Raw genomic sequence first — 23,509 nt, 5'->3', positions numbered from 1 at the left:
ATGCTAGAGGCCCAATCCTTTAGAATGCATTCATCGACGACCGAGAGGACGGTATGCTATGTCCAACCCAGCCGCCAAGTACACCGACGAGTTCAGGCGCGAGACCGCCGACTACATCATCTCGACGGGCAGGCCGATAACGGAATGCTGCGCAGAACTGGGCCTGAATTCCAAGACCGTGAACAAGTGGGTGCAGAGCCGCCGGCGCGAGCTTGCCGGCGGGCCCGACCCCAAGGCCGAGGACCGCGAGCTTCGCGAGGCGAAAAGGCGCATACGCGAGCTCGAGATGGAGAACGCCTTCTTGAAAAAAGCCGCGGCCTTCTTCGCCAAAAGCCAGGCGTAGCCGCATGCTACCGGATGATGTTGGCGGAGAAGGCCGAATTCCCGGTGAAAATGATGGCCCGCGTGCTCGGCGTGAGCCGATCGGGCTTCTACTCGTGGCTCTCCAACGGCTGCCCGCGAGAAGACTGGTCGGCCGAGCGCGAGGCGGTCCGGCGCGTGTGGCTGGAGTCGGACCGCAGGTTCGGCTTCCGGTTCGTGAAATGCTTCCTGCCCGGCGAGTTCTCCGGATTGACCCTGTACAGGGTGCGCAAGCTGATGCGCGAGCTGGGAATACGCGGCTGCACGCCCAACGCCAGGAAGCGCACCACCATCCCCGACCCGAAGGCCAGGCCCCGGCCCGACCTGGTGCGCCGCGACTTCACCAGTCCCGTTCCAACCTACAAGCTCGTGGGCGACATCACCTACCTGCGCACCGGCGAGGGATGGCTGTACCTGTCGACGGTCATCGACCTCAACACCCGCATGGTGGTGGGCTGGTCGCTCTCCGAGCGCATGACCGCCGACATCGTGGTTTCGGCGCTGGCGTCGGCCAAATCGCGCGGCTACGTGGCCGGCAACGCGATATTCCACGCCGACCGCGGCGCCCAGTACACCAGCAGGCTTCTGGCCGAATGGGCGCGCGACAACGACGTGCGGCTGTCCTGCAGCCGCACCGGCAACTGCCACGACAACGCGGTGGCCGAGTCGTTCCTCGCCACGCTGAAGAACGAGATGTGCTACAGGCGCAGCTTCCCGACCAGGGATTCCGCCAAGCACGCGGTGGTCGAGTTCATCGAGGCGTACTACAACCGCCGAAGGCCCCGCTCGACGATCGGCTACAAGGTGCCGGCCGAGGCCATGGCGGCCTTCTTCGAGAGAACCGAGCCCAAGCCCGAGGCCATGCCTATGGCCGCTTGATTCCTCGAGCTTGCGTGTCCGAAATCTTGACACAGGTCAGAAGGCCTCGATGCCAGCGCTGCGCCGATATGGGGCAGCGGCCCCCCGTTGGCCGCCATGGCCCTGACTTCCGAGCGTATGCTGGCGCCGCTCGTCTTAAGACATCGACCTCCATCCGGAGCCTGCGGTTCTCGCGCTCGAGCTCCAGGATCCGGTTCTGCTCGGGCGTGCGGTTGTCCGCGGCGCGCGGCGAGCCGGTCTCGTTTATCGACTTGACCCGCCTCTCCACGGTGCTCTTGTCGAGGTCGCACTCGTCCATGGCCTCGCGCCTGGGCTTTCCGGCGTTGTGGAGATCGACTATCTTCCTCTTGAACTCGTCGGTGAAATGCCTCGGTCTGGGGCCGGTCGAGGCCGAGCCCCCGGTCCGGCTGGGGTAGCATGTCGCTGCGGACCATTGTCTTTCCTCTCGTTGAATATCTAGGCGCTGACGATTCTAGGCGATGGCCCTCTCTTGCTTCTTACACCTCGATTGTGCTCGCTACCCCCAGCGGGTCCGAATCGAGCGATTCGGGCCCGCTTTTGGGGTCTGTCGGAAGCCCGGTGGTCAAAAAAGGCCAAATATGAGTACTGTTACCAGTTTAGTGGCAGCCAAATGGCCTCCAAAATCGGTGCCAGCGGCCAAAAGCGCATCGATTTTCGTCCGTCAGAGTCACGATCGGGCTCCAAACAAGGCGATTTTGCTGATCTGGACCGGAAAATCGCTGCTACTAATTTGGTGACAGTACTCATATTTGGCCTTTTTTGACCACTGCCCCTTGGTCCAGGACAAAACGGGCTGCTCGAATCTTGGGGCGGATCCATTTTCGACTATCCTCAGCTTGCTAGTTCGAAAACGGACCCGCTCCAAGATTGAATCTTTATTCCAACTTTACACCTAGGTTTACAGCTGTCTTGTCAGCTGTAAACCTAGGTGTCATACTAAAGCCCCAAGATTCGCCAAAAGAGAGGGGCCTTGATGGCACAGAGCGCGAACATGGATGCGTCGGAGCTTGCACGCGACATTGCGGCCGGCCTGGCATCGGCAACGACGGCAACGGAGCGCGCGGCATTGGTGCCCGCAGAGCTCGTCGAGGCCATTCAGCAACTTAAAACCCAGCGCGACGCGGTGATCCTGGCGCACTATTACGTGGCGCCCGAGGTCCAGGCTGTGGCCGATTACGTCGGCGACAGCTTCTACCTGGCTAAGCTCGCCAAGAGCCTGCCGCAGCAGACCATCGTGCTGTGCGGCGTGGAGTTTATGGGCGAGAGCGCCAAGCTGCTCAACCCCACCAAGACCGTGCTGCTGCCCGAGCCGGGCGCGGACTGCCCCATGGCTCATATGGTCAAGCGCGAGACGGTCGACGCGGCGCGCGCCGAGTACGGCGACGACCTGGCCGTGGTCTGCTACGTCAACTCCACGGTCGAGATCAAGAGCTGGAGCGACGTGTGCGTCACCAGCTCCAACGCCGTCAAGATCGTGTCCGAGCTGCCGCAGCAGCATATCCTGTTCATTCCCGACCAAAACCTCGGCCGCTTCGTAGCCGAGCAGGTGCCGCAAAAGCACGTCATTCTCAACAACGGCTACTGCCCGCGCCATCACATCATCACCGTCGAGCAGATCGTCGACGCGACGGAGGCCCACCCCGACGCGCTCGTGCTGGCGCACCCCGAGTGCAAGGCCGACGTCCTGGCCGAGGCCGACTACATCGGCTCCACCGCCGGCATCATCAAGTATGCCGAGGAGTCCGACGCGAGCGAGTTCATTATCGTGACGGTTCGCGGCGTGCTCTACGAGCTCGAGCGCCGCTGCCAGGGCACCGGCAAGAAGTTCTACTTCCCCGCGGTGCAGCCCACCTGCGTCAACATGGACCTCATCACGCTCGAAAAGCTCGTGCGCTGCCTGGAGACGGGCGAGGGCGAGGTGCAGATCGGCGTCTCGGACGAGGCGGCAGACCAGGCCAAGCTCACGCTCGACCGCATGCTCGAGTACGCAGCACGCTAGAACAATGTGGCATGAGGGACGGTTCCTTATGTCACATTCAAGGGAGAGGATTCCTGTGGAAACCAAGCAATACCCCGATATGGAGTGCGACGTCGTCATTGCCGGCTGCGGCGTGGCGGGCCTGTACGCGGCGCTCAACCTGCCGACGAGTACGCGCGTGATCATGCTCTCCAAGGGCGCGGTCGACGAGTGCGATTCGATGCTCGCGCAGGGCGGCATCTGCGTGCTGCCCGAGGGCTCGGACTACGATGCCTTCTTTGAGGACACCATGCACGCCGGCCATTACGAGAACCGCCGCGAGAGCGTCGACATCATGATCCGCTCGAGCCGCTCGGTCATCAACGACCTGCTAGCGATGGGCGTGGATTTTGAGCGCAAGGCCGATGGCGGCCTCGACTTTACCCGCGAGGGCGCGCACAGCCGTCCGCGCATTGCCTTCCATGCCGACATTACGGGCAAGGAGATTACGACCAAGCTGCTTCAGGCCGTCCGCAAGCTGGACAACGTGCAGATTCTCGAACACGTTGCCATGACCGACATCCTGACGGCCGAGCGCGATGGGGCCACGGTGTGCACTGGTGTCGTCGCTGTTGCCGTGGACGAGGACGATTCAGCTCGCCCCGCCGACGAGCTGGCAAATGCCGCTGAGGGCGTGCATGTCGGTAAGCCGTTTAAGATCCATGCCCGCCATACGCTGTGGGCGACGGGCGGCATCGGTGGCGTATACGACCATTCGACCAACTACCCGCAGCTCACGGGCGACGCCTGCTACATCGCGCAGGAGCACGGCATTAAGATGGAGCACCTGGACTACGTGCAGATCCATCCCACGGGCCTGTTCTCGCCGCAGCCAGGCCGTACGTTCCTGATCAGCGAGAGCTGCCGCGGTGAGGGCGCGATTCTGCTCAATGCCGCCGGCGAGCGTTTTACCGACGAGTTGCAGCCGCGCGACGTTGTCGCTGCCGCCATCCGCGAGCAGATGAAGCAGGACGGCACCGAGCACGAGTGGCTGAGCTTTGCCCCCGTCGAGCGCGACGTGGTGACTGGGCACTTTGCCAACATTCGCGCGCGCTGCCTTGAGGACGGCCGCGACATCTTGGACGAGCCCATCCCCGTTACGCCCACGCAGCACTACTTTATGGGCGGCGTATGGGTCGATAAGGACGGCCGCACTTCGATGCCCGAGCTCTACGCCGCGGGCGAGACGGCTTGCAACGGCGTTCACGGCAAGAATCGCCTTGCATCAAATAGTCTGCTCGAGGCGCTGGTCTGGGGTCGTCGCGCCGCGTGGTACATGCGCACCGGCGAGTCGCTGGCCGTGGAGCAGGCGGGCGAGCCCGCGCTCGATGGACGCCATCGCGCCCTGAGTTCCGATACCCTTGCAATCGATGATTTGGCCCGTGCCGCCGGCACGCAGGCCGCAGAGGAGTAGACCATGAATCCCATTACCATGAAGCTCGTCGTCGATGATCTGATTTTGCAGGCTCTGCGCGAGGACATTACGTTTGAGGACGTGAGCACGGCGAGCGTGTGCCCCACGGCGCGTCCCGCCACGGTGGAGCTTATCGCCAAGGCCGACGGCATCATCGCCGGCTTGGATGTGTTTGCCCGTACCTTTGAGCTGCTGGATTCGCAGAGCTCGGTGCTGCTCGACGTTGCCGATGGCGACGAGGTGCACGCCGGCGACCATGTGGGTCAGGTGCGCGGCGATGCGCGCGTGCTGCTTTCGGGTGAGCGCGTGGCGCTCAACTACCTGCAGCGCATGAGCGGCATCGCTACCTACACGCACAGCATGGCCGCGGCGCTCGAGGGAACCAAGACCGTGCTCGTCGACACGCGCAAGACCACGCCGGGCATGCGCGTGTTTGAGAAGGCGGCGGTTGAGATTGGCGGCGGCAGCAACCACCGCTACAACCTGTCGACGGCCGTCATGCTCAAGGACAACCATATCGATGCCGCCGGTGGCGTGACGCGCGCGATCGAGATGGCGCGCGCCCATGCGTCGTTTACCACGACAGTTGAGATTGAGTGCGAGAACCTGGACATGGTGCGCGAAGCCGTGGAGGCCGGTGCCGACATTATCATGCTCGACAACATGACCCATGACGACATGGCCGCCGCCATCGAGCTTATCGCCGGTCGCGCCAAGACCGAGTGCTCGGGCAACGTGGACGCCAGCAACATTCGCGCCCTGGCCGATCTGGGTGTCGACTATATTAGCTCGGGCGCCCTGACGCACTCTGCGCCGATCCTCGACCTCTCGCTTAAGCACCTGCGTCTGCTGGACGGTAAATAATGAACGCCCGCGAGCGTCGCCGTGCCATCATGGGCGTGCTCGAAGGAGCCAAGGAGCCCGTTTCGGGCAGCGCACTTGCCCGCGAGGTTGGCGTGAGCCGTCAGGTCGTGGTTCAGGATATTGCCCTGTTGCGTGCCGATGGGCACGATATCGTGGCGACCAACCGCGGCTACGTGCTGCAGGAGGCCCCCAGCAGCCCCGCCGTGCCCACGCGCTTGGTCAAGGTTCGCCACAGCGTGGAGCAGGCAGGCGATGAGCTCACGAGTATCGTCGACGCCGGTGGCGCCGTGCTCAACGTGATCGTCAATCACCGCGTGTACGGCAAGATCACGGCCGACCTGGACATCCGCAACCGCCGCGATGTCGAGCGCTACCTAGAGGGCATCGCCAGCGGCAAGAGCTTCCCGCTGCTGACGGTGACGAGCGGCTACCACTTCCATCGCATCGCGGCGGAAGACGAGCAGACCCTCGACGAGATCGAGGCCATACTCAAGGAGAAAGGCTACCTTGCCGATTTAATGCCCTACGAGGATGATTTGTCCTAACCCGATACTGTCTTTATAAGTTGCGGTGAAATAGTTCCTACAATCGGCACCTAAGCAATGAGCCAGGAACTATTCCACCGCAACTGCCAAGGTAGCCCCGTCCCCAATTAGCTGCCTGTACAAACAAAAGGAGGCCTCCGCGGCGATGCGGAAGCCTCCTTTTTTGTGCACGGTGTACTTTTGAGTGTGCAAGTGGGGGAGTTGTTACTCCTCGACGATCTCGGTGATCGCGCCAGCGGGGCAAGCGTCCTGGCAAGCGCCACAGGCGACGCAGGAGTCCTCGTCGGCGACGGTAGCGACGTCCTGGAGCTCCAGAACGCCAGCGGGGCAGGAGTCGACGCAAACGCCACAAGCGATGCACTCGTCGGCATCAATTACGGGATGAGCCATGGTAGTTTCCTCTCTGTTGACCGACGCTACAGGCGATGCGCGTCGGTTTGATTCGGGCAAAAACATACCACGGGAGCGACCGTTTGCAATACCCTCTGGCCGGCATCTTCATACCGTTCGCCGAGTATGCCAAGGTTTACTAAAAAACGCGCAGGTGGGGCCGTTGAGCTGCGCAAATGTTAGCTATAGGTGACTTGTAATATTGACCTATTGAGCGCGCCTGCGGAAAGGGCATCCCGTTATTTGGCCGAAAACCGGGTCGCAGTTTCCGGTTGGGCCCGCTAGCGGAAACTGCGACCCGGTATCAGCTCTCAAAACGGGATACGGTTTCCGGTTGAGCCTTCAGACGGAAACTGCGACCCGGAATCCACGCTCAAACCGGGATGCGCTTGCCGCAAGACGGCCCCCAGGCACCCCCGGACGCAAACCTCAGCCATCTCTACATAGATCTCAATAGATTTGCCGAGAACTCATTCAGCGCATCTACCTGCGCATTTAAGAACCTAAACTCTCAACAATAAGAAATCTTATATGAATTGACTTAGATTTTGTATATTCCGGCCCATAAGGGGATACACTACATCCTGAAAGACAAGCCGAAGCGCCGCGCGACAGATCGTCGAGGCGGCGCGAACGCAAAAGAGAGAGGGAATTTCTAATGGGCAAGATTCTTGGTATCGACCTTGGTACTACTAACTCCGCAATGGCCGTCCTCGAGGGCGGTTCTCCGACCATCATCGTGAACGCCGAGGGCGACCGCACCACCCCGTCCGTCGTGGGCTTCCGTGCCGACGGCGACCGCGTCGTGGGTAAGGCCGCTAAGAACCAGGCTGTCACCAACCCCAAGAACACCGTGTTCTCCATCAAGCGCTTCATGGGCCGCAAGTACTCCGAGTGCACCTCCGAGCTCAAGACCGTGCCGTATGAGGTCAAGGAGGGCCAGGGCGGCCGTGCCGTCGTCGACATCGAGGGCAAGGATTACACCGCCGAGCAGGTGAGCGCCATGGTGCTCGCAAAGATGAAGGCCGACGCTGAGAAGTACCTGGGCGAGACCGTCACCGACGCCGTCATCACCGTCCCGGCCTACTTCAACGACGCCCAGCGTCAGGCCACCAAGGACGCCGGTAAGATCGCCGGCCTCAACGTCAAGCGTATCGTCAACGAGCCGACCGCTGCTGCTCTGGCCTATGGCCTGGACAAGCAGGGCTCCGACCAGCGCATCCTGGTCTTCGACCTGGGCGGCGGCACCTTCGACGTCTCCATCCTCGACCTCGCTGACGGCGTGTTTGAGGTTCTGTCCACCTCGGGCGACAACCACCTGGGCGGCGACGACTGGGATCAGCGCGTCATCGACTGGATGGCCGATAAGTTCCAGCAGGAGAACGGTGTCGACCTGCGTCAGGACCCCATGGCCCTGCAGCGTCTGAAGGAGGCCGCCGAGAACGCCAAGAAGGAGCTCTCCGCAGCCCAGCAGTCCACCATCAACCTGCCGTTCATCACCATGAACCAGTCTGGCCCGCTGCACCTCAACTACACGCTGACCCGCGCCGAGTTCGAGAAGATCACCCGCGACCTGCTCGAGCGCTGCAAGCAGCCTGTCACCAACGCCCTGCGCGACGCCAAGCTTAAGCTCTCCGATCTGACCGAGGTCATCCTCGTCGGCGGCTCCACCCGTATGCCCGCCGTCCAGGATCTGGTCAAGACCATGACCGGCAAGCAGCCCAACATGTCCGTGAACCCCGACGAGGTCGTTGCCGACGGCGCTGCCGTCCAGGGCGGCGTGCTCACCGGCGACGTCGAGGGCATCCTGCTGCTCGACGTTACCCCGCTGTCGCTGGGCGTCGAGACCATGGGCGGCATCATGACCAAGATGATCGACCGCAACACCACGATCCCGACCTCCAAGACCGAGGTCTACTCCACCGCTGCCGACAACCAGACCAGCGTCGAGATCAACGTGCTCCAGGGCGAGCGCGAGCTTGCCCGCGATAACAAGTCGCTCGGTAAGTTCCAGCTGACCGGTATCCCGGCTGCCCGCCGCGGTGTGCCGCAGATCGAGGTCACCTTCGACATCGACGCCAACGGCATCGTCAAGGTCTCTGCTAAGGACAAGGGCACCGGCAAGGAGCAGCAGATCACCATTTCCGGCTCCACCGCGCTTTCCGACGACGAAGTCGATCGCATGGTCAAGGACGCCGAGGCTCATGCCGAGGAGGACAAGAAGCAGAAGGAAGAGGTCGAGGTCCGCAACCAGACCGACAGCCTGTGCTACTCCACCGAGCAGACCCTCAACGAGCTGGGCGACAAGGTTTCCGCCGATGTGAAGTCCAAGGCCGAGGCCGCTATCGCCGACGCCAAGAAGGCGCTCGAGGGCTCTGACGTCGAGGCCATCAAGGCCGCTGGCGAATCCCTGCAGTCCGTAGCCTACGAGCTGGCTCAGGTTGTCTACGCCGACGCTCAGCAGCAGACCGACGGCGCCGCCGGTGCCCAGCCTGCCGACGATGACGTTGTCGACGCCGACTACGAGGTTGTGGACGACGAGGACAAGTAATCATGTCCGCCCGTAAAGCTCGCACGGAGGCGGCCGCCGCTGGCGCCGCCCCCGTTGACTCTGAGGAGAAGGACGTGAAGATTCCCGTAGAGGCCGTCGACGATACCGAGGCCAACGAGGCCGAGGCCGCCGAGGCTGCCGAGAACCAGGTAGAGGATTCCAACAAGGAGGCGACGATGACCGAGGACGAGATGGTGGAAGCCGCTATCCGCGCCGGTGAGGAAGCCGCCGACAACGACTTTAAGCTCAAGTTCGAGCAGGCCCAAAAGGAGCTTGCCGACGTACGCAGCGAGCTCGATGCTGCGGCAGAGGCTCAGAAGGCCGCCGAGGACAAGGCAAAGGACGCCACCGAGCGTACCGCCCGTCTGCAGGCCGACTGGGAGAACTTCCGTCGCCGCACCGCCAGCGAGCGTATCGCCGAGCGCGAGCGCGCGACCGAGAAGCTTGTCACCGCGCTGTTGCCGGTGGTTGACGATATCGAGCGTGCAATCGACCATGCCCGTAGCCAGGAGCTTTCCGACGACTTTAAGCAGTTCGTCGATGGCGTTGATGCGGTGCATGCCAAGCTGCTCGATGTGTTTGCGCACGAGGGCGTTGAGCCCATCGACCCCAAGGGCGAGGCGTTCGATCCGCTCGAGCACCAGGCCGTGGGGCGTGTCGAGGACGCATCGCAGTACGACGAGACCGTCAACGACGTGTACCAGAAGGGCTACCGCATGGCGGATCGCATCCTGCGCTCCGCGATGGTGACGGTGACCTACGGTGGCGAGAAACGCCCCGCACCGGAGCCCGAAGCGGCGCCCGAGGATGCTACGGCCGATACGGCCGAGAGCACCGAGGAGTAATTGAGAAGGGCCCCGGGGCAACACCCGGGGCCCTTTCTGGCCTAGTGCCATATGACAGTATGAGCCGCCGCCCGTTGAGCGGTGGATGAAACAGGAGAGGAGCTACGATGGCTGCAGGCAAAACCTTCTATGACATCCTGGGCGTATCCAAGAGCGCCTCCGACAAAGAGATCAAGAGCGCGTTTCGCAAGCTCGCGCAAAAATACCACCCCGATGCCGGCGGCGACGAGGCCAAGTTCAAGGAGATTAGCGAGGCTTACGAGACGCTTTCGGACGAGAAGAAGCGCAAAGAGTACGACCAGATGCTCATGTTCGGCGGCATGCCGGGCGCGGGCGGCGCGTATGGCGGCGGCTACGGTGCCGGCGCCGGTGCGAGCGGCTGGGGCGATATCTTCGACAGCATCTTTAGCGGCAACGGCGCCTGGGGCAGCGATTGGGGCTCGGGCTTTGCCGGGGCTGCGGGTGCTGCCGGTGCCGGCGCGGGCCGCAGCCGTGCTCGCAAGGGCGGCGACCTGTCGCTGACTGTCGACGTGACGGCCGAGGACGCGTTCCGCGGCGTGACGCACAAGGTCACCTACCGCATTCCCTCGACGGGCGAGCAGCAGACCATTACGGTCTCGGTGCCTGCGGGCGCCGTGGATGGCGGCAAGCTGCGCTACAAGCGTCGCGGCGAGTATGGCGTTGCCGGCGGCGAGCGCGGTGACCTGGTCGTGACCACGCACGTGGAGGAGCATCCGCTGTTTAAGCGTAAAGGTGCCGATGTGACCATGGAGGTACCGATCTCGGTTTACGAGGCGGCGCTCGGCTGCACGGTGGATGTGCCCACACCCGGCGGCGCGACGGTTCGTCTGAAGGTGCCGGCGGGCACCCAGACGGGCAAGAAGTTCCGCTTTAAGGAGATGGGAGCGCCCGACGTTAAACACCGTGGCCGTACGGGCGCGCTGCTCGTCGAGATCAAGGTGCAGGTCCCCACGAACCTATCCGATGACGAGCGCGATGCCATGGCCAAGCTGCGCGAGGCCGACACGCGCGACTATCGCGAGAAGGTCAATCGTTACAAGGCGACGTACTAGGGCGGTCGCGGCGCACGCCCACGCCCGCGGGCTTATGATGGACGATAACGAGACGGAAAGGGGTCAGGTAGCATGGCCGAGGACAATAGGAATAAACCGCTGTACATGATCAGCGTGGCGGCCGAGTTGACCGGCATGCATCCGCAGACTCTGCGCGTCTACGAGTCCAAGGGCCTGGTGAACCCCCAGCGCTCGGGCGGCAACACGCGTCTGTATTCGCGTGCCGATATCGAGCGCCTGGAGCTCATCAACCAGCTGACTGACGAGGGCATCAACCTTGCCGGCGTGGTGCGCATCCTCGATATGAAGGAGCGTGCCGAGGAGCGCGAGCGCGAGAACGAAAAACTCCGCGCACGCGTGCGCCAGCTCGAGGACGAGCTGCACGAGTACAAGATGCAGAAGAAGATCACCGCCCTGGCCCCGCGCGACGGCTCGGTCAACCCCGAGCAAGTCATGCGCAAGCTGCTAGGTACGGGTAGCGACCTATAGCTCCGCCGACGCTGCCGGGCACTCATTGGGGGCAGACTTAAATGAGTACCTGCAGAATGAGAGTGGATAATCTCCCGTTTTTTGCCTGTTTGCAGGCTCAAAGTGGGAGATTATCCACTCTCGTCATTTGAGCGTCTAAGTCTGCCTCCCCAGGACCTAACTCGTCCTCTGCTTTACTGAGATAAAGTGAACGCAGAGATTCGTAACCCACTCGCAACCGTTCTATGGCACGATATTGAACGAATGTATGCTATGCGCCCAAATCTTTTGGGCAGAGTGGGAGACAGTATGGTCAAGCTGTACGAGGACGGCATCTACCTGCGCGGCGGCAGCGAGGTTGTGCCTGCGGCCGAGGCTGCCGAGCGCGGTATTACGCAGACACCCGAGGATGCCAAGCGCGGCACCATCGCGTATTCGATCCTCCAGGCACACAATACGTCGGGCGACCCCGAGGCACTCAAGATTCGCTTCGATGCCATGGCGAGCCACGACATCACCTTTGTCGGCATCATCCAGACGGCGCGCGCTTCGGGCATGGAGCAGTTCCCGCTGCCTTACGTGCTCACCAACTGCCATAACTCGCTGTGCGCCGTGGGCGGCACCATCAATGAGGACGACCACGTCTTTGGCCTTTCCGCAGCCAAGAAGTACGGCGGCATCTTCGTTCCGCCGCACATCGCCGTCATCCACTCCTTTATGCGCGAGAACTTCGCCGGTTGCGGCAAGATGATCCTGGGTTCCGACTCGCACACCCGCTATGGTGCCCTGGGTACCATAGCCGTGGGCGAGGGCGGCGGCGAGTTGGCAAAGCAGCTGCTGCGCGACACCTACGATGTCGCCTATCCCGGCGTCGTGGCCATCTACCTCACGGGCGCCCCGCGCCCCGGCGTCGGCCCGCACGACGTGGCGCTCGCCATCATTCGCGCCGTCTTTGCCAAGGGCTACGTCAAGAACAATGTCATGGAGTTTGTGGGCCCGGGCATCGCGAGCATGACGACCGACTACCGCAACGGCGTTGACGTCATGACCACCGAGACCACCTGCCTGTCGAGCATCTGGGCCACCGACGAGGACACGCACGCGTTTTTGACCATGCACGGCCGCGGCGACGACTATCGCGAGCTCAAGCCCGCCGATGTCGCCTACTACGACGGTTGCGTCGAGGTCGACCTGTCGAGCATCAAGCCCATGATCGCACTGCCGTTCCATCCTTCCAACGGCTTTGAGATCGACGAGCTCAACGAGAACCTCGAGGACATCCTGCACGAGGTGGAGCTCGAGGCCGCCAAGATCGGCGAGGGCAAGACGCACTTTAGCCTGCTCGACAAGATCGTCGACGGCAAGCTGCACGTGCAGCAGGGCGTTATCGCCGGCTGCTCGGGCGGCAACTATGACTCCGTGGTCCAGGCTGCCCGCGTGCTCAAGGGCGCCAATACCGGCTGCGGCGAGTTCTCGCTGTCGGTCTATCCCACGAGCCAGCCCGTGGCGCTCGAACTTACACGCCGCGGCTACATCTACGACCTCATGGAGGCCGGCGCAATCGTGCGCACGGCATTCTGCGGCCCGTGCTTCGGCGCCGGCGACACGCCCGCCAACAACGGCCTTTCGATCCGTCACACCACGCGCAACTTCCCCAACCGCGAGGGTTCCAAGCCGGGTAATGGCCAGCTGAGCGCCGTGGCCCTGATGGACGCCCGCTCCATTGCGGCAACGGCTGCCAACGGCGGCGTCCTGACGCCGGCGACCGACCTGCCCGAGGACACTTGGGACGAGGCCTGCGAGTACACCTTTGACGACGCGCCGTACAAGAAGCGCGTGTACTGGGGCTTTGGCAAGGCGGAGCCTGCCGACGAGCTGGTCGAAGGCCCCAACATCAAGCCGTGGCCCGCGATGGAGCCGCTCGGCGACGACATCCTGCTCAAGGTTTGCTCCAAGATCATGGACCCGGTCACCACGACCGACGAGCTCATTCCCTCGGGCGAGACGAGCTCCTTCCGCTCCAACCCGCTGGGCCTGGCTGAGTTTACGCTGAGCCGCCGCGACCCGGCCTACGTGGGTCGCTCCAAGGAGGTCGACGCTGTGGAGAAGCGTCGCGTTGCCGGCGAGTCCGCGGGCGACCTGGCGGCGTTCGATGCCGAGCTTGCCGGTGTGTTTGAGGCGCTGGCCGGCGCGGGTGTCGCGGCCGATGCCAAGGCGACCGAGTTCGGTTCCATGATTTACGCCAAGAAGCCTGGCGACGGCAGCGCCCGCGAGCAGGCCGCGAGCTGCCAGCGCGTAATTGGCGGCCTGGCCAACATCGTCCACGAGTACGCCACCAAGCGCTATCGCTCCAACGTGATGAACTGGGGCATGGTGCCCTTCCAGATGGAGGCCGAGCCCAACTTTGAGGTGGGCGATTACGTCTTTGTGCCGGGTATCCGTGCCGCGCTCGATGGCGACCTGAAGGACATCGCCGCCTACGTGGTGCGCGCCGATGGTGCGGTCGAGCAGATTGAGCTCTACATTGCCGATATGACGGCAGAGGAGCGTGCCATCGTCAAGGCCGGCTGCCTGATCAACTACAACAAGTTCAAGGCCGCTGCCGAGTAGCGCACTTAATTGTCCGCCCGGGGCTTACCCTTTCCCGCCCGCTCACGCGCTTCGCGAGGGCCGCGTTCGGGAAAGGGTAAGCCCCGGGCTACATTTCTGCGTTCTCGTTGGGTCTTGAGGGACGCTAATAAATAGACTTGCTTGATGCCGCCTCTGTTATCGGGGCGGCTTCTTTTTGTTGAAAACCACCACAAAGGGGGCAGGCACCTTTGTGGTGGTGGGGACGAGCTCGATGCTGTTGTGATCGTTGAGCGGCATGTTAATGGGCGGCTCTACAGAATTTCATCTGGGCTGGCGGGTTTGGTTGTTTTGGGGATGCCGAGTTTGGATGACGCGAAATCGTCAACATTGTCCTTAATTCCGTCTTTGGTGTAGACAGTGACCATATAGGTGCTGTGTCCGAATTCGCCCTTGTCGCGTGTTGCCCAGGCATCCCAGTAGGCGGCCCCGTTTCGCCCTTTGATTTTTCCGACACGGCGGAGTTCTGTTCGCTTTAATTTCTGGTTGCTATAGATGGTTCGACCGGCCTCCTCGGTGAGCCCGCACTGTCCAAGCATCTTGTCGAGGACTTGGTTCATGTGACGCTCATCGGTGTTTGGTGCGTAGTCGTAGGCGAGGGTGATGAAGTCGAGTGGCTGGTCGTCGATTAGATAGTTTAGCGTCTGAGGTCCAAGGCAGAAATAGGGGGAGCATCCGTCGATCTGACCGAGCAGTGGCAACTTTGACTGCCAACTTCCGGTGGGAATTCCATCTTCGTAAAACACGCCGCGACAGATAAAGGAGAGCGAGGTGGCACGCGAGCCGGCGTCGACCATTCCGCATAAATCGAAGGGCGAGGTGATACCAAGGGAAAAGGGCGTGATGACGATAAGGAAGAGCATCACGATGGGTATGGCGAGAATGGCGATGACGTTGCGACCGGTGGAATGAGGCGGCTTCATATGCGCTCCTCGAGACAAAGATCTGTTGAGGATAGGCAGAAATGGATATGTTCAGAGAGCAATTCAAGTTTAATCTCATTGCGCGAGATGGTCGACCGTTAGCGTCGAAAACCACCACAAAGGTGCCTGTCCCCTTTGTGGTGGTGAGGAGCGCGCGGCTTCTTTTGGTAATAGTGCTGGCTGGCGATATCATTAGTGCAGGTAGCGAAGGTTTGCGTTGCGAGGTGCTTTGCTGTGAGAAGTCCTGCCCGTATTGGATTGATTGTTTTGGCGCTTGCGATCGCTGTGGTTGGCGCGGGCGCTGTCGGTATGGCATTTCTACCTGCTGCGGTGACGGAGCCGGTGGTCAAGCCTGTGACTCAATCTGTCGAACTTCTGACCGGCGACGACAAGCCCGAGACCATTACCGTTGATTTTGATGAGCAGCCGGCTGTGCTGGGTATTAGCAATTATCCGCGTATTCAGCTTGGGGCCATGCGCTATACCACGGATACAAGCCTGATCGATAGGGCGTCCGAGCTACTCAAGGGCAAAACATTTAAGCGTTGGTACGGATATGCGTCCTATCGGGCAAAAGCGAACGACATGGTTGGCGGATGCCACTCGTCCATCGAGCTGGACACTGCAAACGGCGCAAAGTTATGTGATGTCTCGTACGATCCGGGCTACGAGGGCAATGAGGGTCCGGGCATCTACATCATGGACGGCGATGTCGCCTATGTCATGGAGGGCGACCAGACCGAGCTCAACGATTTTATGGGTCAGTGTATCCAAGATGCCTATGAACAGACCTGCTTGCCTGACCCGCAGACTGCACGCGATAGTGGGTCTGCCCGTACATGGCTGTTCGAGGATGAGATGCCCTGGATCGTCGAATCGGGAAGTACGGGTTCGGCGAAGGAGTAGAGACCGCGACCACCACAAAGGTGCCTGTCCTCTTTGTGGTGGTTTTCGGTCTGTCTCGATCTGTAACATCTAGGATCAAAAATGGCTGCTAGATGTTACAGATCGAGACGGTAGTGCGCCTGGGCAGCGGCGGGCTGACATCTCAGTACCCTATCCATCAATCACTCAGAAAATCTTATATATAGAGACTTAGATTTGTGTATAAGATCGCGCAAAGCTGGCAACAATACTTCTCGAACAACGTGAAGCCGCCCCGTAGGGCGGCCGCCCCAAGAGAGGTGATTCCATGAGAATCGATAAGCTAGCAATGACGTCGCGCGAGGCGCTGCAGACCGCCATGAGCACAGCTGCCGACGCGCAGGCCGGCGCGGTGGAGCCGATTCACCTGCTGTCCGCCCTGCTTGGTGCCGGCGAGCGCAATATCTCCGTGATCATCGAGCGCATCGGCGCCGATCCGGCCCAGCTTGCACGCTCCACACAAGATGCCATCGACCGCGCGCCCAAGGTTTCGGGCGAGGGCCAGCAGATGGGCCTTTCCAATGAGCTCGTCCGTGTCATCGAGAAGGCCGAGAAGAAGGCCACCAAGATGGGTGACAGCTTTGTGGTGACCGAGCATCTGCTGATGGCGCTTGCCGAGGACAAGGGCGAGGCTGGTCGTGTACTGCGTGACGCTGGCGTGACCAAGGAGCGCATCGAGCAGGTCTACGAGGAGCTGCGTGGCGATGACCGCGTGACGTCTGCCGAGGACAAGACCCAGTTTGAGGCGCTGGAGCAGTACGGTCGCAACATCTGCGATCTGGCCCGCGCCGGCAAGCTCGACCCGGTCATCGGCCGTACCGACGAGATCCGCCGTACCATCCAGGTTCTGTCCCGCCGCACCAAGAACAACCCCGTGCTCATCGGCGAGCCGGGCGTCGGCAAGACGGCCATCGTCGAGGGTATCGCCCAGCGTATCGTGGCCGGCGACGTGCCGAGCACCCTGCGCGACCGCGACCTCATCGAGCTCGACATGAGCGCGCTGGTCGCCGGCGCCAAGTATCGCGGCGAGTTCGAGGACCGCTTGAAGGCCGTGCTCAAGGAAGTGCAAAAGGCGCAAGGCAAGGTCATCCTGTTCATCGATGAGCTCCATACCATCGTGGGCGCGGGTGCCACCGAGGGCTCCATGGACGCCGGCAACATCCTCAAACCGGCGCTCGCTCGTGGCGACCTGCACGCGATCGGCGCGACCACGCTCGACGAGTACCGCAAGTACATCGAGAAGGACGCGGCGCTCGCCCGTCGTTTCCAGACCGTGATGGTCAGCGAGCCTACCGTCGAGGACACCATTTCAATCCTGCGTGGCCTGAAGGAGAAGTACGAGATCTTCCACGGCGTACACATCACCGATAGCGCGCTCGTGGCTGCCGCCGACCTCTCCGACCGCTACATCGCCGACCGCTTCCTGCCCGACAAGGCTATCGACCTGGTCGATGAGGCCGCGAGCCGCCTGCGCATGGAACTCGACAGCATGCCGGTCGAGATCGACGCCACCACGCGTCAGCTCACCCAGCTGCAGATCGAGGAACAGGCGCTCATGAAAGAGACCGACGACGCCTCTAAGGAGCGTTTGGAGGCTCTGCGCCAAGAGATTGCCGAAGTCCAGGAAAAGCTCAACGTGCAAAAGGCCGGCTGGCTCAACCAAAAGAACGCCATCGACCACGTGCAGGAGCTTAAGGGCCAGCTTGACGCGGCCAAGAGCGAAGAGGAGCGCGCGACGCGCAACGGCGATCTGGGCCGTGCGTCCGAGCTTCGCTATTCTGTGATCCCGGGTCTGCAGCAGCAGATTCAGGATTCCGAGGCTGCGCTCGAGGCGCAAAAGCAGCAGGACGGCGAGGGCCTCAACGAACAGGTGACCTCCGATGAGATCGCCGAGGTCGTGAGCGCCTGGACCGGTGTGCCCGTGTCCAAGATGATGCAGGGCGAGCTCGACAAGTTGAAGGGCTTGGAGGGCGAGCTGCATAAGCGCGTTATCGGTCAGGACGAGGCCGTCTCCGCTGTAGCCGCGGCCGTGCGTCGCAGCCGTGCGGGTCTCTCCGACCCAGACAAGCCCATCGGCAGCTTCTTCTTCCTGGGCCCCACCGGCGTGGGCAAGACCGAGCTCGCCAAGGCGCTTGCCGAGTGCCTGTTCGATGACGAGCGCGCACTCGTGCGTATCGACATGTCCGAGTACATGGAGAAGTTCAGCGTCCAGCGTCTGATCGGTGCGCCCCCGGGATACGTGGGTTACGACGAGGGCGGCCAGCTCACTGAGGCCGTGCGCCGTCGTCCGTACTCCGTGATCTTGCTCGACGAGATGGAGAAGGCTCATCCGGATGTCTTTAACGTGCTGCTGCAGGTGCTCGACGACGGCCGTTTGACCGACGGTCAGGGTCGCCAAGTGTCCTTCAAGAACACGATTATCATCATGACGTCCAACGTGGGCTCCAAGGCTATCGCCGATCTGTCCGGCAAGGACGAGGAGGAGATGCGCCATCAGGTTGACGGGGCCATGGCTCAAACCTTCCGCCCCGAGTTCCTCAACCGTATCGACGATATCGTGGTGTTCCATCCGCTCGGCATGGCGCAGATCGAGAAGATCGTCGACATCCAGCTCGCCGACGTCCGCGCGCGTCTGGCCAAGGAGCGCATGACGCTTGCCATCACCCCGGCGGCCAAGCAGATGCTCGCCGTGGGCGGCCTGGACCCGGTCTTTGGCGCCCGTCCGCTCAAGCGTCTGGTTCAGCGCGAGGTCGTGGATGCCATCGCCGCCGCTATCATCGACGGCACGGTGCGCGAGGGCGATCAGGTGACGGTCGATGCCGACAAGGACGGCGGCTTTACCGTCGTGTGCGATAACACGCCGGCGGCCACCTACGAGGTCCCCGACGCCGAGTAGATTTTTGGGATATGCCTTAAAATCTACCAGCCGTCTCTAAACGCCAAGGGCGGCGGATCCATTGGGTCCGCCGCCCTTTTTCGTGCGACAATCGATGATGCCGAACGGATGCGATGTAAGGAGCTATGCAGATGAAAGACGAGATCAAGACAAGCGCGCCGGCGCCCAGGCCCACGTCCAAGCCGGCGCCCAAGCCGCGCGACCCCTACATCCGTGCCGAGAACGAGGACGATGACGGCTACGATCCCTACAGCGATCGCCGCCCCGAGCGCGAGCCCCTCTTCGAAGCTGACCCCTGGCGTTAAGTAGCTCATTTGGGACGGGGCTTTTTTAGCTACTTTGTTTTCGGCTAGAGGCGTTCATGCCTGCCCCCCTCGGCCGCTCGATATCCTCCGGGAGGGGCCACTAATAGAAAACTTGCTTATCCATTAATCAAGATACGCACAATCTTGCTCTCCTGCTAATCAAGAATCGTTATAATCTTGATTAGCAGGAGAGCAAGATTGGAGAATTATGGCATTCAACGACTTGGTGGCTCAAAAAATAAAGGACTTTGAGCAACAGGGGATTCCGCAGGTCTTTGAGCGCGACCTTGATCTGGGCAACCCGCAGGAGCCAAAGCGCGACAACATCGTATATGTGATTGTGGGCGCCCGTCGTTGTGGAAAGACGTATCGCCTGTATCAGGAGATGCGGCGGCTTCAGGGCCAAGGCGTCGAGCTTGACCGGATGCTATATTTCAATTTTGAGGATGAGCGCTTGCGTCCGTATGAGCCATCGCTACTAGCGGACGTGCTCGATACATTCTATGCACTATATCCTGCTGCTCGAGGCGAGGGCGCCTACCTTTTCTTTGACGAGATCCAGGAAATACCCGAATGGGGTGCGTTTCTGCGACGCGTGGTCGATACGGAGAAGGCGACCGTTTACGTGACGGGATCTTCTTCTAAGATGCTGTCCTCAGAACTTAAGAGCGAGTTCAGGGGCCGTTCTCTTGTGCGAGAGCTTTTTCCGTTGAGTTTTTCGGAATACGTCCGATATAAGACGGGGAGCGTTCCTGAGTCGAACGCGCCCTTCTCCTCAAGCGCTGCAGCGTTGCTCCGACACCATCTGGTCGGATATCTCGAGCGAGGGGGATTCATCGCGACACTTGAGCAGACGCCCGCAGACGCGATTCAGCTGCTACAGGAATATGCGTCGCGAACGGTCGCTATGGACGTTGTGGAGCGTTACGACGTCAAGAGCCCTCGTTTGGCCTCACTGTTTCTGACGCGGTGTATGGCATCTTCGGGACGAGAGCTGTCGGTGAACAAGGTGTACAACGAGTTCAAGAGCAGGCAGATACCCGTCAGTCGTAATTCGCTCAGCGACTTACTTGAGTATTACGAGGACGCCTACCTGCTGTTTTCTGTGCCGGAGTTTACGCGTTCACTTGCAAATAATACGCGGTCTGCGTCTAAAGTCTACGCTGTCGATCCTGCGATGTTTGGAGCATTCTCTCCCGCATCGGCATTGGACCAGGGCCAGAGGCTCGAGACTGCGGTGTTCAATGCGCTCAGAAGAAGGACTCCTGCGGTGCGGGTCGGTTCGGTCTGCCGCCTACTGGTCAAGGAGAAGAATAAAAGCCATGAGGTTGACTTTGTGGCTGGGGATGCACTTCTCATGCAGGCTTATAGCCTGACTCAGGTGAGTGTGGATATGGCAAGCGAGAAAACGCGCGAACGCGAAATTGCAGCCCTCGATGCCTCGATGGCCCAGTTTGATCTTGGCGAGTCGGTAATCGTTACTATGGATGAACAGGCCGATATTCCATGTGAACACGGTGTGGTACACGCTGTGCCCGCATGGAAGTGGCTCCTTGCCTAATCATCTACGGATCTGTGGGGCCAGGACCTCCTGGCCCCTTCATCACGGTTGGGGAGTACCATGATGCGCCCGGCTAGTCCTGGGCCTTGATGCTCGGCAGCAGAATCTGGGCGATGTAGTCGCATTCGAGCTTGGTGGCAGCGTCGGCCTTGCCGTCTTTGCCGACCAGCACGCTCTTGATCTGGCTGTAGGTGTAGCGGTTGCCGGTCGTAAGCTCGACAAGCTCAATGGCTGTGTCCATGGGATAGGTCGACACGGGGTTCTGCGTGCGCCCGTTGATGGTCTGGGGCACCACGTACGGATAGACGGGGCCGCTGGCGTAGACGGTATAACCGTTGCCTAGATTGGCCGCACCCAAAACCGTATCGCCCTCATCGGGCGTAAAGCTCTCGCCCTCGCGCACCGCGACGAGCGTCACAATCGGCGTATCGCTGTCGCCGGCAAGATAGATGCATAGCGTGCTGCCATTTTGCCAAGTCTCGACCTTGCCGTACCATTCGACGGGGATATCGAGCTGGTAGAGGTCGGTTGCCTTGTGACGGGCGTCGGCATCACGGGCTGCCTGTGCCTTTTGCGCGCTCACGGCATTGACGGCGGCGTCGCGCCGCGCGGTTGCCGCCTGCTGGAGCACCTTGGCGGTGGCGGCGGAGCTCGCGCCGCCTTCCTCGGCATACTTGGCGGCGGCGTCGATCTGGTCGTTGGTTACCGTGTCGGCCGAAGGCACCTTGAGTTTAAAGGCAGCCTGGGCACTTAAATCCTGTCCATCGCTCTTAACGGTGACCTGCGTCTTGGTGGTCGGGACGGTATAGATGGTGCCGTCGGCCGCGATGGGGGAGGCAGCGATGGAGAGCGTGTAATCGCCGGGCAGCAGTTTGATGCCGCGGCCGTGCTCGTCAACGTAGAGCGTTTCGCTCACAGAAGAGCCGTCGGAGTCCTGGCCACTCACCTGCACGGGGATCTTTGAGCCGGTGGAGCAGTCGAGTCCCGCGGCATGTACGCCAATTTGCACCGACATCATGGTATGGGCGTTTGCGGCAACTACGGCGGCCTGCTCTTGCTGGTATCCGTTCCAAGCCGCATAGCCCGCGCCGCCGGCGACGAGCGCGACGGCCACGACACCGGCGACCATCAGATTGCGGCGCTTGGGCGACATCTTACGATGACGAACCTCGGCTTCGTGTGCCGAGGGAGCGGACGGCAGGGGAATATCTCCCATGGCGATGGTCTCGTCGACGACTGGCGCAGAGCCCAAGCCGGGGAGCTCGCGGGTGAGCGATTCGTCGACGGGCAAGTCGCCAAGCAGGGAGGTCTCATCTCCCGCGTTGGGTTCCGGTTGGCCATTGCCCTCGTCATCGCCTTTTTCGACATCGGCTTCATCGCGAGCATCCTCGACGTCGTCGCCCGTATCCGGTATGCCATCGCCCGCCGCGTCCTGCATGTCGACGATTGTCTCGTCAAACGCAACTTCGTCCAGCGAAAACCGGTCTAGGCTCTCCAAGGCCTCGGCGCACGCCGCTGCATCTTGGGCCGCGTCCTCTTGGCCCCTCGTCTCATTTTCCATATATCCCCCAAGCTCAATATCGGGACAACAATGTACCCAAAATTAAGGTCACATAGAGCTGGCGTGCAGTCGGAAATTCGATTTTATCTGCGCGATACATTGTGAATATGTGCATGAATGCACGCGCGACAGCAAAAAGCCCCCGGAAAGCAAACGAATTGCTTTCCGGGGGCTGCGCATAACGCGAGATTACGGAGCCAAAGAGACGCGCCTGCATCCAAATGCGGACGGCAGCGAGCGCGTTACTCGGCGTGTGCGTAATCCACCTTGGCGCGGCGAGCGGTAGCCTTCTCCCAATCGCTGGTGCCCTCAAAGACATCCTGCTTGTAGGGATTGCGGCCGAGCTTCTTGGCGCGGTAGGCGATGTAGATGATCGCGGCGATGTTGGCGACCAGTGCGGCGATCGAGACCGCGGTAGCGGCGCCGGGGTCGAGCGTGGAGTGGGTCACAAAGATGGACTCCTCCTGGAAGTACGGGAACACCTGGGCAAACATGCACCAAATAGCAAGCGTAAAGGCGCGGTTCTGGATCCAGCCGCCCTTGTTCCAGATAAAGGCGGCGACGGTGGGCGCCAGCAGCAGCGCAAAGCCGCAGAACCAGGAGTGGGTGGGCAGGCAGTTGTAGGTGTAGCAGAAGTTCCAGATATCGTAGGCGATGATGTAGACCCAGGTCATGTCGGGCCACAGCATGTCGGTCTTGTCCTCGGAGGCGTAGACGCTCCACCAACCGGTCATGCAGAAGATGCTGATGATACCGGCGATGCCGTTGAACACGTTGTTCCAGCCGGCGAGCTGCGTGGCACCTTCGGAGGTGACCCAGGTGGACTGGCCCAGGACAAAGAAGTGATAGGCGCTCTCAAAGTCGGACACGACGGCGATCATGATGTTGATGGCGACGATCACAAACGGCCACGCGCGGAACCAATGCGCCTTGCCGATCTTGCCCCACTGGTACTTAATGGCAATGAAGCCCCAGCAACCGGCCAGCGCCGCGTATACCTTGGCGTAGTGGAACCAGCTGTTCTGGTACACATGGGTGGGGTTGGTGAGTGCCCACTCGGCACCCTGCGAAACGCCGATGGCGATGGCGACGCAGTAGATGGTCATGGCAAGCGGAGCTACGCCAAAGATGATTGCCGCGCCCAGCTTGGTGCGGCGGCCGACCTCGTTGAGCACGATCAGGCCGATAAAGACCATCGCCCAGCCGACCCAGTGGATAAGGGTATCGCTACCCCAGACATCGAACAGCATGCTGCTCTCCTTTCATGCGCCCGCGTCCCCTCTT

At 61.4% G+C, this 23,509-nt stretch carries 18 protein-coding genes and 1 pseudogene; 15 read left to right on the top strand and 4 right to left on the bottom strand.

The window, feature by feature from the left end:
• Nucleotides 1-58: 58 nt before the first annotated feature.
• The 6 genes and pseudogenes from DXD77_RS10560 to DXD77_RS05750 all read left to right on the top strand — a co-directional run.
• A pseudogene (locus tag DXD77_RS10560) lies at nt 59-286 on the top strand (transposase); the annotation flags it as partial.
• Nucleotides 187-1,239, top strand: a complete 1,053-nt coding sequence (locus tag DXD77_RS05770) for an IS3 family transposase (RefSeq protein ID WP_158549100.1) — start codon at nt 187-189, stop codon at nt 1,237-1,239. The pseudogene DXD77_RS10560 and the gene DXD77_RS05770, both read left to right, overlap by 100 nt.
• Before the next feature lie 994 nt (nt 1,240-2,233).
• Nucleotides 2,234-3,259 carry a quinolinate synthase NadA gene (gene nadA / locus DXD77_RS05760; RefSeq protein WP_117583639.1) on the top strand — a complete coding sequence of 342 codons (1,026 nt, stop codon included), beginning with the start codon at nt 2,234-2,236 and terminating at the stop codon, nt 3,257-3,259.
• 28 nt (nt 3,260-3,287) lie between these two features.
• Nucleotides 3,288-4,691, top strand: a complete 1,404-nt coding sequence (locus DXD77_RS10495; RefSeq protein WP_199407991.1) for an FAD-binding protein — start codon at nt 3,288-3,290, stop codon at nt 4,689-4,691.
• Between the two features lie 3 nt (nt 4,692-4,694).
• Nucleotides 4,695-5,555, top strand: coding sequence for a carboxylating nicotinate-nucleotide diphosphorylase (nadC, locus tag DXD77_RS10490; protein WP_117839956.1), 861 nt, complete (start codon nt 4,695-4,697; stop codon nt 5,553-5,555).
• On the top strand, nt 5,555-6,100 hold the full coding sequence (locus DXD77_RS05750; RefSeq protein ID WP_117646419.1) for a transcription repressor NadR: 546 nt from the start codon (nt 5,555-5,557) through the stop codon (nt 6,098-6,100). The genes nadC and DXD77_RS05750 overlap by 1 nt, the downstream gene beginning before the upstream one ends.
• A 204-nt stretch (nt 6,101-6,304) precedes the next feature.
• On the opposite strand, the gene DXD77_RS05745 is transcribed toward DXD77_RS05750, so the two are convergent.
• The gene (locus DXD77_RS05745) at nt 6,305-6,490 is read right to left on the bottom strand and encodes a DUF362 domain-containing protein (protein WP_006235216.1); all 186 of its coding nucleotides are present in this window, start codon (nt 6,488-6,490) and stop codon (nt 6,305-6,307) included.
• A gap of 658 nt (nt 6,491-7,148) precedes the next feature.
• On the opposite strand from DXD77_RS05745, the gene dnaK reads away from it, so the two are divergent.
• The 5 genes from dnaK (at nt 7,149) to DXD77_RS05720 (ending at nt 14,037) form a co-directional block, all read left to right on the top strand.
• A complete protein-coding gene (dnaK, locus tag DXD77_RS05740; RefSeq protein ID WP_117646418.1) occupies nt 7,149-9,041 on the top strand; it encodes a molecular chaperone DnaK in 1,893 nt (630 codons plus the stop codon).
• Nucleotides 9,042-9,043: 2 nt separating this feature from the next.
• On the top strand, nt 9,044-9,886 hold the full coding sequence (locus DXD77_RS05735; protein ID WP_117564549.1) for a nucleotide exchange factor GrpE: 843 nt from the start codon (nt 9,044-9,046) through the stop codon (nt 9,884-9,886).
• Nucleotides 9,887-9,993: 107 nt separating this feature from the next.
• On the top strand, nt 9,994-10,959 hold the full coding sequence (locus DXD77_RS05730) for a DnaJ C-terminal domain-containing protein (protein WP_117564550.1): 966 nt from the start codon (nt 9,994-9,996) through the stop codon (nt 10,957-10,959).
• Nucleotides 10,960-11,031: 72 nt separating this feature from the next.
• The gene (locus tag DXD77_RS05725) at nt 11,032-11,448 is read left to right on the top strand and encodes a heat shock protein transcriptional repressor HspR (RefSeq protein ID WP_089573643.1); all 417 of its coding nucleotides are present in this window, start codon (nt 11,032-11,034) and stop codon (nt 11,446-11,448) included.
• Between the two features lie 288 nt (nt 11,449-11,736).
• Nucleotides 11,737-14,037 carry a hydratase gene (locus tag DXD77_RS05720; protein ID WP_117583636.1) on the top strand — a complete coding sequence of 767 codons (2,301 nt, stop codon included), beginning with the start codon at nt 11,737-11,739 and terminating at the stop codon, nt 14,035-14,037.
• A gap of 272 nt (nt 14,038-14,309) precedes the next feature.
• Here the strand turns inward: DXD77_RS05720 and DXD77_RS05715 are convergent, their stop codons facing one another.
• Nucleotides 14,310-14,978 (bottom strand): hypothetical protein, encoded by a 669-nt coding sequence (locus DXD77_RS05715; protein WP_117583635.1) that lies wholly within the window; start codon nt 14,976-14,978, stop codon nt 14,310-14,312.
• 234 nt (nt 14,979-15,212) lie between these two features.
• Here DXD77_RS05715 and DXD77_RS05710 point away from each other — a divergent pair, with 234 nt between their 5' ends.
• From DXD77_RS05710 to DXD77_RS05700, 4 genes are all read left to right on the top strand, one after another.
• Nucleotides 15,213-15,884, top strand: coding sequence for a hypothetical protein (locus tag DXD77_RS05710; RefSeq protein ID WP_147325421.1), 672 nt, complete (start codon nt 15,213-15,215; stop codon nt 15,882-15,884).
• A 286-nt stretch (nt 15,885-16,170) separates the two neighbouring features.
• Complete coding sequence (gene clpB / locus DXD77_RS05705) at nt 16,171-18,798, top strand: ATP-dependent chaperone ClpB (protein ID WP_117648111.1); 2,628 nt, start codon at nt 16,171-16,173, stop codon at nt 18,796-18,798.
• A 131-nt stretch (nt 18,799-18,929) separates the two neighbouring features.
• Complete coding sequence (locus tag DXD77_RS10485; protein WP_192934549.1) at nt 18,930-19,103, top strand: hypothetical protein; 174 nt, start codon at nt 18,930-18,932, stop codon at nt 19,101-19,103.
• Nucleotides 19,104-19,311: 208 nt separating this feature from the next.
• Complete coding sequence (locus DXD77_RS05700; RefSeq protein WP_117637939.1) at nt 19,312-20,664, top strand: ATP-binding protein; 1,353 nt, start codon at nt 19,312-19,314, stop codon at nt 20,662-20,664.
• Nucleotides 20,665-20,737: 73 nt separating this feature from the next.
• Here the strand turns inward: DXD77_RS05700 and DXD77_RS05695 are convergent, their stop codons facing one another.
• Nucleotides 20,738-22,225 carry a hypothetical protein gene (locus DXD77_RS05695; RefSeq protein ID WP_117634472.1) on the bottom strand — a complete coding sequence of 496 codons (1,488 nt, stop codon included), beginning with the start codon at nt 22,223-22,225 and terminating at the stop codon, nt 20,738-20,740.
• A gap of 242 nt (nt 22,226-22,467) precedes the next feature.
• Nucleotides 22,468-23,475 (bottom strand): DUF5692 family protein, encoded by a 1,008-nt coding sequence (locus tag DXD77_RS05690; protein WP_117648110.1) that lies wholly within the window; start codon nt 23,473-23,475, stop codon nt 22,468-22,470.
• Nucleotides 23,476-23,509: the final 34 nt, after the last annotated feature.

The organism is Collinsella sp. TM09-10AT (assembly GCF_003436275.1).
Classification (GTDB): Bacteria; Actinomycetota; Coriobacteriia; order Coriobacteriales; family Coriobacteriaceae; genus Collinsella.
The sequence above is the reverse complement of the archived record's forward strand: the minus strand, read 5'-3'. Positions and strand labels throughout refer to the sequence as shown.

Excerpts from the sequence above, each read along its gene's own strand:
- nadA (WP_117583639.1), top strand. The coding sequence starts at position 2,234 with ATGGCACAGAGCGCGAACATGGATGCGTCGGAGCTTGCACGCGACATT.
- DXD77_RS10495 (WP_199407991.1), top strand. The coding sequence starts at position 3,288 with ATGTCACATTCAAGGGAGAGGATTCCTGTGGAAACCAAGCAATACCCC.
- nadC (WP_117839956.1), top strand. The coding sequence starts at position 4,695 with ATGAATCCCATTACCATGAAGCTCGTCGTCGATGATCTGATTTTGCAG.
- DXD77_RS05750 (WP_117646419.1), top strand. The coding sequence starts at position 5,555 with ATGAACGCCCGCGAGCGTCGCCGTGCCATCATGGGCGTGCTCGAAGGA.
- DXD77_RS05745 (WP_006235216.1), bottom strand. The coding sequence starts at position 6,490 with ATGGCTCATCCCGTAATTGATGCCGACGAGTGCATCGCTTGTGGCGTT.
- dnaK (WP_117646418.1), top strand. The coding sequence starts at position 7,149 with ATGGGCAAGATTCTTGGTATCGACCTTGGTACTACTAACTCCGCAATG.
- DXD77_RS05735 (WP_117564549.1), top strand. The coding sequence starts at position 9,044 with ATGTCCGCCCGTAAAGCTCGCACGGAGGCGGCCGCCGCTGGCGCCGCC.
- DXD77_RS05730 (WP_117564550.1), top strand. The coding sequence starts at position 9,994 with ATGGCTGCAGGCAAAACCTTCTATGACATCCTGGGCGTATCCAAGAGC.
- DXD77_RS05725 (WP_089573643.1), top strand. The coding sequence starts at position 11,032 with ATGGCCGAGGACAATAGGAATAAACCGCTGTACATGATCAGCGTGGCG.
- DXD77_RS05720 (WP_117583636.1), top strand. The coding sequence starts at position 11,737 with ATGGTCAAGCTGTACGAGGACGGCATCTACCTGCGCGGCGGCAGCGAG.
- DXD77_RS05715 (WP_117583635.1), bottom strand. The coding sequence starts at position 14,978 with ATGAAGCCGCCTCATTCCACCGGTCGCAACGTCATCGCCATTCTCGCC.
- clpB (WP_117648111.1), top strand. The coding sequence starts at position 16,171 with ATGAGAATCGATAAGCTAGCAATGACGTCGCGCGAGGCGCTGCAGACC.
- DXD77_RS10485 (WP_192934549.1), top strand. The coding sequence starts at position 18,930 with ATGAAAGACGAGATCAAGACAAGCGCGCCGGCGCCCAGGCCCACGTCC.
- DXD77_RS05700 (WP_117637939.1), top strand. The coding sequence starts at position 19,312 with ATGGCATTCAACGACTTGGTGGCTCAAAAAATAAAGGACTTTGAGCAA.
- DXD77_RS05695 (WP_117634472.1), bottom strand. The coding sequence starts at position 22,225 with ATGGAAAATGAGACGAGGGGCCAAGAGGACGCGGCCCAAGATGCAGCG.
- DXD77_RS05690 (WP_117648110.1), bottom strand. The coding sequence starts at position 23,475 with ATGCTGTTCGATGTCTGGGGTAGCGATACCCTTATCCACTGGGTCGGC.